Here is a 12,790-nt window from a genome sequence, read left to right on the forward strand (position 1 = left end):
ATGGGACGCATCATCTGTTGTGGTCTCGGCCCCGGCAACCCTGACATGATGAGCGTGCGCGCCGATCGGACCGTGCGTGCCGCACAACACGTCGCCTATTTCCGCAAGAAGGGCCGGCCGGGCCAGGCGCGGCGCATCGTCGAGGGCATGCTGGCAGCCGGCGTCGCCGAATATCCGATGGAATATCCGGTCACGACGGAGATCGCATTCGACAGTCCCGAATACGTCCAGTTGCTCGCCGGCTTCTACGACGAATGGGCCGAGCGTCTGGTGCGGCTGTCGCGCGCGGTCGACGTCGTCGTGCTCTGCGAGGGCGACCCTTATTTCTACGGCTCCTTCATGCATCTGCACACGCGCCTGCAGGGACGTGTCGAGATCGAGGTGATCGCGGGCATTCCCGGCATGGTCGGTTGCTGGAACGGCGTCGGCCAACCGATCGCGCTCGGCGACGACGTGACGACGGTGCTGATGGGGACGCTTGCCGAAGACGAGCTCGAACGGCGCATGCGCGATTCCGATGCGCTCGTCATCATGAAGACCGGCCGCAACCTCGCAAAGGTACGCCGTGCGCTCGATTCCGCTGGCCGGCTCGACGATGCCTGGCTGGTCGAGCGCGGCACCATGCCGGGAGAGCGCGTCGTGCGGCTCGCCGAGATCGACGGCGCCGACTGTCCCTATTTCGCGATCGTGCTGGTGCACGGCAACGGCCGGCATCTGGACGCCGCCGAATGACGGGCACCTTGACCATCGCGGGTCTCGGGCCCGGCAGCGATGCGCTGGTGACGCCGGAGGTCACCGCTGCCTTGGCCGCGGCGACCGATATTCTGGGCTATGTGCCCTATGTTTCGCGCGTGCCGCCGCGACCGGGCCTCACCCTGCATCCCTCCGATAATCGCGAGGAGCTGCATCGCGCCAACGAAGCCCTGCGGCTTGCATCCGAAGGCGGGCAGGTCGTCGTCGTGTCCTCCGGCGATCCCGGCGTCTTCGCGATGGCCTCCGCGGTGTTCGAGGCACTCGAACAGGCGCCGCAATGGCAGGACCTGCCGATCCGCGTGCTGCCCGGCATCACAGCGATGCTGGCGGCGGCCGCGCGTGCCGGCGCGCCGCTCGGTCATGATTTCTGCGCGATCAACCTCTCGGACAATCTCAAGCCATGGGCCGTCATCGAGAAGCGGCTGCGGCTCGCCGCAGAGGCCGATTTTTCGATTGCGATGTACAATCCGCGCTCGGCAAGCCGGCCGGAAGGATTTGGCCGCGCGCTCGCGGTGCTGAAGGAGGCCGGCTGCGGCGAGCGCCTGGTCATCTTTGCGCGCGCGATCAGCACGGCTGACGAGAAGATCACGACAGTGACGCTGGATGAAGCGACACCCGAGATGGCCGACATGCGCACGCTGGTGATCGTCGGCAATTCGCGGACACGCCGCGTCGGCCACTGGGTCTATGCGCCGAGGCGGGTCCGATGACCGAGCCACTGCACCACTTCAGCGACGCTCTCGACCCGCAACCTTTCGGGCAGCTGCGGCCGCGAGATCATGACCACGGGAAGGCCGAGCCTGCGGGCCGCGTCGACCTTCGCACGTGCGCCATCGCCGCCGGAATTGCGGGCGACGATCCAGGAGATGCCGCGTGTGCGCATCATCTCGAGCTCGCCATGAAGCGTGAACGGTCCGCGCGACACGATCACATCCGCTGGAAAGGGCAGGGGCGCTTCGGGCGGATCGACGAAGCGCAGCGTGTAGGAATGTTGCGGCTTCGTCGCAAACGGGGCGATATGCTGGCGGCCGATGGCGAGGAACACGTTTGCCGGGGCGTCAGGCAGCGCGGCGACGGCAGTGTTGATATTCGCCATCTCGATCCAGTTGTCGCCGGACACCCTGGTCCAGGGCGCGCGCTCCAGCGCGATCAACGGCGTGCCCGTCTCGGTGCAAGCCGCAACGGCGTTGCGGCTCATCTCGGCGGCGAAGGGATGCGTCGCGTCGATCACATGCGTGATGCCTTCGCGGCGGATGCAGTCGGCCAGCCCGCTCACGCCACCAAACCCGCCGATGCGGGTCGGCAGCGGCTGATCGGCCGGCGCGCGGGTGCGGCCGCCATAGGAATAGACGGCGTCGATGCCGGCGCGCGCGATCTCCGCGGCGAGCAAGCTCGCATCGGCCGTTCCGCCCAGTATGAGGGCGCGAATCATGTCTGATCCCTGGCTGACCATCATCGGTATCGGCGAAGATGGCCTTGCCGGGCTGTCGGAGGCAAGCCGAAAGGCGCTTGGCAAGGCCGAAACGGTGTTCGGCGGCGAGCGCCATCTTGCGCTTGCCGACGTTGGAAGCCGCGGCCGTGCGTGGCCGGTACCTTTCGATGCGAACGTCGTGCTGAGCTGCCGCGACCGACCGACGGTGGTGCTCGCCTCCGGCGATCCGTTCTGGCATGGCGCCGGCGCGAGTCTTGCGGAGAAGCTTCGAGCCGGCGAGTGGATCGCGCATTCTGGGCCGTCGACCTTCTCGCTCGCCGCCGCGCGCTTGGGCTGGCGGCTCGAAACCACCATCTGCCTCGGGCTTCACGCCGCACCGTTCGAGCGTCTCGTCCCGCATCTGGCGCAGGGAGCGCGCATCATCTGTCTCGTGCGCGACGGGAAAGCGGCTGGCGATCTCGCAGGATGGTTGAGCGGGCGCGGCTGGGGCGCGTCGACCTTCTGGACGCTCGCCGCCCTCGGTGGCCCGCGCGAAAGCATTAGGGAGTGGCGCGCCGATCGTTTTGCCGGCGATACCGCTGAAAACCTGGTCGCCGTCGCCGTCGAGGCGAAGGGCGGACAGGGTATCCCCCGCAGCTCGGGCCTGCCGGACGACCTCTTCGTCCACGACGGCCAGATCACCAAGCGGCCGGTTCGCGCACTGGCGCTCTCGGCGCTGGCGCCGCGTCCGGGAGAGCGGCTGTGGGACATCGGGGCTGGATCGGGATCGATCTCCGTGGAGTGGGCGCTGTGCGGCGGGACGGCGACCGCAATCGAGGCTCGCGAGGATCGCGTCGCGAACATCCGCAAGAATGTAGCGGCGTTCGGCCTGGCGCATCGAATCAGCGTCATCGGAGGCACAGCGCCTGAAGCGTTGGCCGCGCTGGACCCGCCGGATGCCGTCTTCATCGGCGGCGGCCTCGATCGCGCGACGTTCGATGCGATCTGGTCGCGGCTCTCGCCCGGGACGCGGCTCGTGGGGCATGCCGTGACGCTGGAGACGGAAGCGCTGCTCGGCGAATTGCACCAGCACCACGGCGGCGAGCTGATGCGGGTGGAGATCGCGCACGCCGCCCCGCTCGGCCGCTACCGGTCGTGGGAGGTAGCACGCCCGGTGGTGCAGTGGAGTGTGGTGCGATGAAGATCGCCGGGCTCGGATTTAGAAAGGACGCCACGCTGGCTTCGCTGCGTGAGGCGTTGCAGGCGGCTGGCGGTCCCGCAGGCCTCGCGGCGGTAGCGACTGTCAAGGACAAGGCCGATGCGGAAGCGCTGCAGCAACTCGCGCGCGAATGCGGCGTGCCGATCAAGGCCGTTCCGGCCGATGTGCTCGCGAAGATCGATACGCCGACCCGGTCGAGGCTGGTCGCAGAAAGGTTCGGCATCGGATCGGTTGCGGAAGCCGCAGCGCTCGCGGCCGCGGGCCCTCGCGCGCGTCTGATTGCGACGCGCGTGGTCTCGCAGGACCGCACCGCGACGGCCGCCATTGCCGAAGGAGACGGCACATGACGGTGCATTTCATCGGCGCCGGGCCGGGCGCTGCCGATCTGCTGACGCTGCGCGGCCGCGACCTGATCGCGGCCTGTCCTGTCTGCCTCTATGCCGGCTCGCTGGTTCCCGAAGGCGTCTTAGCGCATTGCCCGCCCGGTGCGCGCATCGTCAACACGGCGCCGCTGTCGCTCGAGGAGATCGTTGCGGAGATCGCCTCTGCACATGCCGAGGGCAAGGATGTCGCGCGGCTGCATTCCGGCGACCTCTCGATCTGGTCGGCGATGGGCGAGCAGCTGCGACGCCTGCGTGCGCTCGGCATTCCCTATACTGTCACGCCTGGCGTTCCCTCATTCTCCGCCGCTGCGGCAGCGCTGGAAGCCGAGCTGACGCTGCCGGGGCTTGCCCAGACGGTGGTTTTGACGCGCACGCCGGGCCGCGCCAGTGCAATGCCTGAAAGCGAGAAGCTGGCCGCATTCGCGGCGACCGGCGCGGTGCTCGCGATCCACCTCTCGATCCATCTGCTCGACCAGGTGGTCGGCGAGCTCACGCCGCATTACGGCGCGGATTGCCCTGTCGCCATCGTCTGGCGCGCCAGCTGGCCGGAGCAGCGCATCGTGCGTGCGACGCTGGCAACGCTCGATGCCGCCATCGGCACCGAGATGGAGCGCACGGCGCTGATCCTGGTCGGCAAGACGCTTGGCGCCGCGGATTTCGACGAGAGCCGCCTCTATGCTGCCGACTACGCCCGCCGCTATCGGCCGGTTGGCTCCGAGCCGCGCTTTCCGGAGGCGTCGTGATGCCGGCAGGGCTCGTCATCTCCGCGCCTGCCTCCGGTGTCGGCAAGACCACGCTGATCCTGGCGCTCGCGCGTGCCTGGCGCAATCGCGGCTTGGAGGTGCAGTGCTTCAAGAGCGGGCCCGACTATATCGATCCTGCCTTTCATGCCGCCGCCACGGGACGCGCCTCCGTCAACGTCGACAGCTGGGCGATGGATCGTGCTGCCATCGCGCATCTCGTCAGCCGCGGTGCGGACGCCGATGTCGTGCTCGCCGAGGGATCGATGGGCCTGTTCGATGGCGTCGCCGCGCGCGGCGTCTCCGGCACCGGCGCGACTGCCGACATCGCGGAGATGCTGGGCTGGCCGGTGCTGCTGGTGATCGATCCCTCGGGGCAGGCGCAGACGGCAGCCGCAGTCGCCGCGGGCCTTCGCGACTACCGCGCCGGCGTGCGTCTTTCGGGTGTCGTGCTCAACCGCGTCGCCAGCCCGCGCCACGAGGACCTGGTGCGGCGTGCGCTCGACGATGCCGGCATTGCCGTGTTCGGCGCGCTGCCGCGTCATGCCGAGATCAGCCTGCCGACGCGGCATCTCGGCCTGGTGCAGGCCGAGGAGCAGGCGGAGATCGGCAAGCTGATCGAGGAAGCCGCGCGCTTCGTTGCCGCGCATGTCGATCTGGACGCGGTGCTGCGCTCCGCGGCCGGCTGGTCGCCGCAGCCGGCGGCGAGCCGCTTGAACGTGGCGCCGCCCGGCCAGCGCATCGCGCTCGCGCGCGATGCCGCCTTCTCCTTCGTCTATCCGCATATGCTGGAAGCCTGGCGCGCGGCGGGCGCCGAGATCTTGCCGTTCTCGCCGCTGGCCGATGAAACGCCTGAGGCCAGCGCTGATGTCTGCTGGCTGCCCGGCGGCTATCCGGAGCTTCATGCCGGCAGGATCGCGTCCAATCTCCGTTTTCGCAGCGGCTTGCGCAGCTTCGCCGAAACGCGGCCGGTGCACGGCGAATGCGGAGGCTATATGGTGCTGGGAACTGCGTTGACCGATGCGGACGGTGTCCGCCATGAGATGACAGGCCTGCTTGGTCTCGAGACGAGCTTTGCCAAACGCCGCATGCATCTGGGTTATCGTCTCGCGACGCTCGCCGCGCCGATGCCGGGACACCGCTCCGGTGCGCGCCTGCGCGGCCATGAGTTCCACTATTCGACCATTCTTGCCCAGCCTGATGCGCCGCTCGCGGTGGTGCATGATGCAACGGGCGCAGTCATCGCCGAGACCGGCTCCCGCCGCGGCCGTGCCACCGGCACGTTCTTTCATCTGATCGCGGAGGATCGGTGAGCGGATTCGTGTCCTTCATCTCCGCCGGGCCCGGCGATCCCGAGCTGCTCACGCTCAAGGGCGCCGCGCGGCTGCGCGAGGCCGACGTCGTGCTCTATGACGATCTCGCCTCGGGCGCGATCCTCGATCTCGCCCGGCGGGATGCCAATCTGGTCGCCGTGGGAAAGCGGGCAGGGCGGCCTTCGACCAAGCAGCATCACGTCAACCGCCTCCTGGTCGACTATGCCGCAACCGGCGCGCGCGTGGTGCGGCTCAAGTCGGGCGATGCCGGCATTTTCGGTCGGCTCGAGGAAGAGCTGGAAGCGCTGCGCGAGGCCGGCATCGGCTATGAGATCATTCCCGGCGTCACCTCGGCTTGCGTGGCGGCGGCCCGGGCCGGCATTCCCCTGACCCGGCGTCACACCTCGCGCCGGGTGCAGTTCGTGACCGGGGCCGACGTCACCGGCGAGCTGCCGCCAAATCTGAACTGGGCGGCGCTGGCCGACCCTGAAGCGACCACCGTGGTCTATATGGGCCGGCGCACTTTCCCGGCGCTTGCCGCAAAATTGATTGCCCACGGCCTCGCGCCAACCACCCCGGCGCTGTTCGCCGAATCCCTCGGCCGACCTGACGAGCGGCTGGTCCGCACCACCATTGCCGAGCTTGCCGAGCAGCTTGCCCGTGGCGGCGCCGCTTCGACCGCCGCCGTGATCCTGTTTGGCGCGCTGGCAGGGGATTATCCGTCATGATCGCCCCGGCCGCGCCTCGCCCCTTGACGCAGGCGCGGCGAAAGGGGCACACAGGAGCGGCATGGTGCTCAACGTGGCGCAAAGCGCCGGAGCATAATCGGGAATGGGGGTGGGCGGACCCAGTTGCGGCGCCCAAACCCCCAGCCGCCCCCGCGACTGTAAGCGGTGAGGGACTCCGATCAGCCACTGGGCCGCAAGGCCCGGGAAGGCCGGAGAACCGCAAGTGAGCCGCCAGCCAGGAGACCGGCCCTGCACGTTTTGAGGCCAAGGCCGTCGGGTGTGACGGCAGGAAGGATCTGAGCCATGCATATCGAACCCGGCATCGTGACGGGCGCCAAGCTCGTGTTGAGTTACGCAACCGGCATCGCCGCAGGCGGCGTTGCCTTGAAGCTCGCGGCCGAGACCGTGCGCGAGCAGGGCATCGGCTCGTTCGCGGCGCGGACGCTCGCCACCACCGCTGTCGTCTTCACCTTCTTCGAGATCCTGCCGCACTTCCCGGTCGGGGTGTCCGAGGTGCACTTCATTCTCGGCTCGACCTTGTTCCTGCTGTTCGGCGCGGCGCCCGCGGCCTTCGGCCTCGCGTTCGGCCTGCTGCTTCAGGGCGTGTTGTTCGAGCCGGCCGACCTGCCGCAATACGGCATGAACGTCACGACTCTGCTGGTGCCGCTGTTCGCGATCCAGGCGATCGCCTCGCGGATCATCTCGCGCAACACCGCCTATGTCGACCTCAGGTATCGCCAGGCGCTGGCGCTGTCGACGACCTATCAGGCCGGCGTGATCGGCTGGGTGGCGTTCTGGGCGCTCTATGGCTCCGGCTTTGCCATGACCAACCTCGCCAACATCGCGACGTTCGCGGCGTCCTACGCGCTGGTCATCGTGATCGAGCCGCTCGCCGATCTCGCCGTGCTGGCGCTGGCCAAGTCGCTGCGCGGCGTCACCGCGCCGGGCTTCGTCACCCCGCGCCTGCATAACGCGGCCTGAAGAGACAAGGGGCGGCCGTCATGGCCGCCCCACGCGCGCGATGCTCACGCTTTCCCTGATCGGCATCGGTTGCGGCGATCCTGGCCAGCTCACGTGCGCCGCCGTTCAGGCCATCAATGCCGCCGATCTCATCCTGATCCCGCGCAAGGGAACGGCGAAGTCCGATCTCGCCGATCTCAGGCGGACGATTTGCGCGGATGTGCTGACCAACGACAGGACCGTTGTCGCCGAGTTCGATCTTCCGGTGCGGGAGGCCGGTGAAGCAGACTACCGCAAGGGCGTCGACGATTGGCACGATGCGGTTGCCGCGACCTGGCAGCAAGCGATTGCAAATCATCTCGGGAGCGAAGGCAGGGTTGCGCTGCTGATCTGGGGCGATCCTTCGCTCTATGATTCCTCGCTGCGCATCGCGCGAAGATTGGATCCCTTGCCTGATATCGAGGTCGTGCCCGGCATCACCTCGATCCAGGCGCTGTGCGCGGCGCATGCGCTGCCGCTCAACGACATCGGCGAGCCGTTTCTGGTCACGACGGGACGGCGCTTGCGCGAAGGTGGCTGGCCGCTGGGCGTCGACACTGTGGTGGTGATGCTCGACGGCGGCGCGGCGTTTCAATCGCTCGATCCGGCCGGGCTTCAAATCCATTGGGGCGCCTATCTCGGCATGCCCGATCAGATCATCATGTCCGGCGTGCTGGCCGAGATCGGCCCGCGCATCGTCGCGGCGCGCCAGGAAGCGCGCGCGCGGCATGGCTGGATCATGGACAGCTATATCCTCAAGCGTATGCGTTAAGCGAGGCAGCATGCTCCCCGAATGGGTCACCCAGAATTGCCCCGAGATCTCCGCGCTCCATCGCGAGGCTGCGATTGCGCGACAGGCGCAGCTGACAAAGCCGACCGGCGCGCTCGGACGGCTGGAGCAGCTCGCGATCGAGCTCGCAGGCCTGCAGGCGACCGAGCAGCCGCGCGCGGCACGCGTGCCGATCATCGTCTTCGCCGGCGATCACGGCATCGTCGCGCAGGGCGTCTCGGCGTATCCGCAAGGCGTGACCATCGCGATGATGGCGAATTTCGCTGCCGGGGGCGCGGCGATCTCGGTGCTGGCGCGCGAGCTGGGCTCGCGTCTGGAAGTGGTCGACGCCGGCACGCTGGCGCAGGAGGCGATGCCCGATATCATCACCGACAAGCCGCGCCATGGCACCCGGGACTTCAGCGTGGAGGCCGCTCTGCTGCCTGCGGAGCTGGCGTTCGCCTTCGAGACCGGCCAGCGCGCGGTTACGCGCGCGGCCATCGAGCAGCCCGACCTGCTGATCTTCGGCGAGATGGGGATCGGCAATACCACGACATCGGCGACGATTGCCGCGAGTCTGCTTGGCGTGAGCGCCGAGGAGATTGCAGGCAGCGGCACCGGGGTCGATGCGGCCGGCCGTGCGCACAAGGCGCGGGTGATCGATGCGGCGATCGCCCATCATGGTGTCGCGGGCGCCTCGTCGGAAAAGATCCTGTGCGCCGTCGGCGGCTTCGAGATCGCGGCGATCTCGGGTGCGATCATTGCGGCCGCGCAGCGCCGCATTCCCGTGCTGATCGACGGCTTCATCGTATCGGTGGCCGCGCTTGCGGCCGTGCGGCTCAACCCGTCGTGCCGGCCGTTCCTGCTGCCGTCGCATCAATCGGCGGAGCAGGGGCATCGGCTGGTGCTGCGCGCGCTGAACGTGCAGCCGTTGATCAGCCTCGATCTCAGGCTCGGGGAGGGATCGGGTGCGGCGATCGCGCTGCCGCTGGTGCGCATTGCCTGCGCGCTTCACAACGGCATGGCGACCTTTGCGGAGGCCAATGTGCCGGATCGACCTCAAGCGCGATGAGATTTAGATGAATCGTCATCGCGCTTTAGGTTGTTGTTTGTGCATGATCTTTCCGGGAAACCGCTTCGCACTTTTCCGGATCATGCTTTAGCTGATCCGCTGATTGACCGAAACGATGCGCCAGCCGCTGGCGAGGCGATCGATCCGGGTCAGCGACAGCGGATCGATCACGAAGCGCAAGGCGGCCTGCGGCGTGAGATCCAGCGCGATGCAGAGCACGGCGCGGATGGTGCCGGAATGCACGACGAGCGTGGCGGGGCCAGCTCCGATCCGCGCCAGACCCGGCCGGACGCGCGCAACCTGGTCCGCAAAGCTCTCGCCCCCCGGCGGCCGTCCGCCGGCCGGATCATTCCAGAACTGCGCGTAAGTCTCGCCGCCGCTGGCCGAGAGCGCGTCGTGTCGATGGCCGGTCCAGTCGCCGAAATCCTGCTCGCGGAATTCAGCGACGAGCTCCGGTTCGAGCCCCAGCGCGCGTGCGGTCTCGACCGTCCGCCGCGACGGGCTGGCATAGCTGGAGCCATTCGCGGGCAGATGCCGCCGCAGAGCGTCCAGCTGCGCGCGATCACCGAGATCGGCCGGCGCGTCGGCGGCGTGGATCGTCCCTTTGACGCCGTCGACCGGCGCATGCCGTATCAGCCAGAGCAAGGTCTCGCCTTCCATGCTCGTCTCTCCAAGGAAGTTGGTCGCTGTGGCCCTAACGCCGCAACTGCCACATTGACTCTGTTGTGATGGTAATCCTAGATGCTCGCGACGGTTTCCCCGAGAGGGGATGAAAAGGGAATGCGGTGCGGGGAATTTGTCCCCAATGCCGTGGCTGCCCCCGCAACTGTGAGCGGATAATCCTTCGTCACAAGCCACTGGGTCCTCGGTCCCGGGAAGGCGACGAAGCGGTGATGCCCCGCGAGCCAGGAGACCTGCCGTCAGCCGTGGTCACACGCGAAGATGTCGGTCGGGGAGTACAGACATTCGGCTTCATCGGACGGCTGCAAGGCCAACAGGTGAGACCTCGTTCGCTGTGACGTGCCACTGACGTCATACCGAGGTCCGAACTGTGTTTTCCATTCGTATCGTACGACCGCCCAGCGTCCTGCTCGCGTCCGCCACGCTCACATCCCTCGTCGCTCTCGATCTGCCTTCCGCGTGGGCGCAGCAGGCCCGCGAGCCGCTGCCGCCCGTGGAAGTGTCGCCACCACAATCCCGCAAGCCGGCCAAGCCGACTGCCCGCGAGGCGCAGAGCGCGCGCCGCCCGGGCGCTACAGCCGCAGCGCCAAAACCCGTCGTGCCGGCTGCGCCGGCGCAGACGCCGCTCAACACCAATGCGGTGGCCGAAAGCGCTTCACGCCTTGGGCTGACCGTGCGCGAGACGCCCGCGACCGTCGAGGTGATCTCCGCCGAGGCCATGCGCGAGCAGGGCTATCGCACCGTGTCCGAGGTGGCACAGGGCGCGGTCGGCGTCACCTCCGGCGACGCGCCCGGGGAGCCGGCGGGCTTCTCGATGCGAGGCTTCACCAACAGCCAGATCAACACGCTCTACAACGGCATCAAGATCGGTCCGCAGAACATGACCTCGCGGATCATGGACACCGCCAATCTGGAGGCCGTGGAATTCCTCAAAGGCCCGGCCTCGCTGATCTCGGGCGAGGGCGCCGCCGGCGGTGCGATCAACTTCGTCACCAGGCAGCCGCACATCGGTCCGATCCGCAATGAGGCGGACTTTTCGTACGACTCCCTGAACTCGTTCCGCACGCATTACGGCTCGGGCGGCAGCACCAATGTGCAAGGCCTCGACTACCGCTTCGACATCAGCCGCTCCTCGCTCAACGGCTTTGTCGACGACACCAACACCAGGACGTTCGACGTCTCCGGGCAGATGAACTACCGGATCTCCGACCGTCTCAAGATCTGGGGCGCGATCGAGTACCGCGAGGATCGCGGAAAGGCCTATTGGGGCGCGCCGCTGGTGCCGGTCGCCTTCAGCGGTTCGCACGCGACGAGCGGCATCGTCTCCGGCAACTACGTCTCAAACTACAACGGAACCAATCTCGGTGCCGTCACCATCGACGACCGCACCTTCAACACCAATTACAACGTCCTCGACAACCGCAACGTGGCACAGGAGGTGTGGCTGCGCGGCGGCTTCGAGCTGAAACTCGCGCCTGACCTGACGTTGAAGAGCCAGGCCTATGGCTACGGCGCCGAGCGCAGCTGGTTCAACAACGAGGTCGAGGCGTTCAACTCCGGGACGAACCTGGTCGATCGGGAGCGCTTCTACGTCGCACACCGCCAGCGCCTCGTCGGCAACATCACCGACTTGATCTGGGACGCGAACATCGCAGGTTTCGACAACCGGCTGGTGACGACGCTGTCGTCAAGCTATCTCGATTTCGCCAGGCCGGGCGCCGCGAATTTCCCCGGCGATTCCGTTTCGCTGGTCGATCCCAATCGTGGCTTCTACGGCCTGCTCACGACGCAGCAACAGACCGCGCGGATCGACAACGAGGCGCTGTCGTTCGAGGACCGGCTGAAGCTGACGCGCAGCTTCGCACTGGTCGGCGGCGTGCGTGTCGAGCATATCGGGCTCGACCGCAATTCGACCGACAAGAACGGCCTGGAGAAAGCGGGCTTCCCGTTCTCGAAGGACTGGGCGCCGGTGACCGGGCGCATCGGCTATACCTGGGAGGCCGTCCCGGGCCTGACCTTCTTCAGCCAGTACGCGACCGGCGCCGACGTCTCTGCCAACAACATCTTCCTGCTGCTGCCGACCCAGCCGCTCGACCTGACGACGTCGCGCACCTACGAGACCGGCGTCAAGCATCTGTTCTGGGACAACAGGGCGGAGTGGTCATTCTCGGCCTACGACATCGAGCGCAAGAACGTCTATGCCGCGGCCGACGGCATGGCGCTCAACATCGCCGGGCGGCAGGAATCGAAGGGCGTCGAGCTTGCCGCGGCGGTGCGGCCGATCGAGCCGCTGCGGCTCTGGGGCAACATCGCCTATGTCGATGCGCGCTATGCCGACTACAATTTCGCCGGCGGCTCGTTCTCGGGCAACACGCCGCCCAACGTGCCGCGCGTCGTCGCCAATGCCGGCGCGTCCTACCGCTTCTTCACGCCCTGGCCGGTGGAGCTGGGCATCACCGGCCGCCATGTCGGCGACCGCTACAACACCGATGCCAATGTGGTCACGATGAAGGCTTACACCGTGGCTGACGTCTATGCCTTCGTCGACATCCCCAAGACGGTGTTCAATGCGGTCGAGCAGGCCCGCCTGACCTTCCGCGTGCGCAACATCGCCGACAAGCGCTACGCGATCTGGGGCGATCCGTTCTATCCCGACCAGATCCTGCTCGGCGCGCCCAGGACTTACGAGCTCTCGGCCGCGTTCAAATGGTAGGGCGGCTGA

13 protein-coding genes and 2 riboswitches are annotated in these 12,790 nt (G+C 67.6%); of the genes, 11 read left to right on the forward strand and 2 right to left on the reverse strand.

Annotated elements, in window-relative coordinates; genetic code table 11:
- Complete coding sequence (locus X268_RS10475; protein WP_128924874.1) at positions 1–732, forward strand: precorrin-2 C(20)-methyltransferase; 732 nt, start codon at positions 1–3, stop codon at positions 730–732.
- On the forward strand, positions 729–1,463 hold the full coding sequence (gene cobJ, locus X268_RS10480) for a precorrin-3B C(17)-methyltransferase (protein WP_128924875.1): 735 nt from the start codon (positions 729–731) through the stop codon (positions 1,461–1,463). The genes X268_RS10475 and cobJ overlap by 4 nt, the downstream gene beginning before the upstream one ends.
- Here cobJ and X268_RS10485 read toward each other — a convergent pair.
- Positions 1,439–2,185 carry a cobalt-precorrin-6A reductase gene (locus tag X268_RS10485; protein WP_128924876.1) on the reverse strand — a complete coding sequence of 249 codons (747 nt, stop codon included), beginning with the start codon at positions 2,183–2,185 and terminating at the stop codon, positions 1,439–1,441. The two genes, cobJ and X268_RS10485, sit on opposite strands and share 25 nt — an antisense overlap.
- On the opposite strand from X268_RS10485, the gene cbiE reads away from it, so the two are divergent.
- The 8 genes from cbiE (at position 2,184) to cobT (ending at position 9,387) form a co-directional block, all read left to right on the forward strand.
- Entirely contained in the window at positions 2,184–3,365 is a 1,182-nt protein-coding gene (gene cbiE, locus X268_RS10490; RefSeq protein WP_128924877.1) for a precorrin-6y C5,15-methyltransferase (decarboxylating) subunit CbiE, read from the forward strand. The genes X268_RS10485 and cbiE overlap by 2 nt on opposite strands.
- Positions 3,362–3,730, forward strand: a complete 369-nt coding sequence (locus X268_RS10495) for a cobalamin biosynthesis protein (protein ID WP_164937654.1) — start codon at positions 3,362–3,364, stop codon at positions 3,728–3,730. The genes cbiE and X268_RS10495 overlap by 4 nt, the downstream gene beginning before the upstream one ends.
- Positions 3,727–4,509, forward strand: a complete 783-nt coding sequence (gene cobM / locus X268_RS10500) for a precorrin-4 C(11)-methyltransferase (protein ID WP_128924879.1) — start codon at positions 3,727–3,729, stop codon at positions 4,507–4,509. Before X268_RS10495 ends, cobM begins: the two co-directional genes overlap by 4 nt.
- On the forward strand, positions 4,509–5,819 hold the full coding sequence (locus tag X268_RS10505) for a cobyrinic acid a,c-diamide synthase CobB (protein ID WP_128924880.1): 1,311 nt from the start codon (positions 4,509–4,511) through the stop codon (positions 5,817–5,819). Before cobM ends, X268_RS10505 begins: the two co-directional genes overlap by 1 nt.
- Positions 5,816–6,547, forward strand: coding sequence for a uroporphyrinogen-III C-methyltransferase (gene cobA, locus X268_RS10510; protein WP_128924881.1), 732 nt, complete (start codon positions 5,816–5,818; stop codon positions 6,545–6,547). Before X268_RS10505 ends, cobA begins: the two co-directional genes overlap by 4 nt.
- 45 nt (positions 6,548–6,592) lie before the next feature.
- Positions 6,593–6,813, forward strand: a riboswitch (cobalamin riboswitch).
- Positions 6,814–6,850: 37 nt separating this feature from the next.
- A complete protein-coding gene (locus tag X268_RS10515; protein ID WP_128924882.1) occupies positions 6,851–7,528 on the forward strand; it encodes an energy-coupling factor ABC transporter permease in 678 nt (225 codons plus the stop codon).
- Positions 7,529–7,568: 40 nt separating this feature from the next.
- A complete protein-coding gene (cobF, locus tag X268_RS10520; RefSeq protein ID WP_128924883.1) occupies positions 7,569–8,318 on the forward strand; it encodes a precorrin-6A synthase (deacetylating) in 750 nt (249 codons plus the stop codon).
- Positions 8,319–8,328: 10 nt separating this feature from the next.
- Entirely contained in the window at positions 8,329–9,387 is a 1,059-nt protein-coding gene (gene cobT / locus X268_RS10525; protein ID WP_128924884.1) for a nicotinate-nucleotide--dimethylbenzimidazole phosphoribosyltransferase, read from the forward strand.
- Between the two features lie 87 nt (positions 9,388–9,474).
- Here the strand turns inward: cobT and X268_RS10530 are convergent, their stop codons facing one another.
- A complete protein-coding gene (locus tag X268_RS10530; RefSeq protein ID WP_128924885.1) occupies positions 9,475–10,047 on the reverse strand; it encodes a histidine phosphatase family protein in 573 nt (190 codons plus the stop codon).
- A gap of 74 nt (positions 10,048–10,121) precedes the next feature.
- A riboswitch (cobalamin riboswitch) is annotated at positions 10,122–10,323 on the forward strand.
- Positions 10,324–10,438: 115 nt separating this feature from the next.
- Between X268_RS10530 and X268_RS39335 the strand changes: the two genes are divergently transcribed.
- Entirely contained in the window at positions 10,439–12,781 is a 2,343-nt protein-coding gene (locus X268_RS39335; RefSeq protein WP_164937655.1) for a TonB-dependent receptor, read from the forward strand.
- Positions 12,782–12,790 lie beyond the last annotated feature (9 nt).

The sequence above is a fragment of the Bradyrhizobium guangxiense genome (assembly GCF_004114915.1).
In the GTDB taxonomy this organism is placed as follows: domain Bacteria; phylum Pseudomonadota; class Alphaproteobacteria; order Rhizobiales; family Xanthobacteraceae; genus Bradyrhizobium; species Bradyrhizobium guangxiense.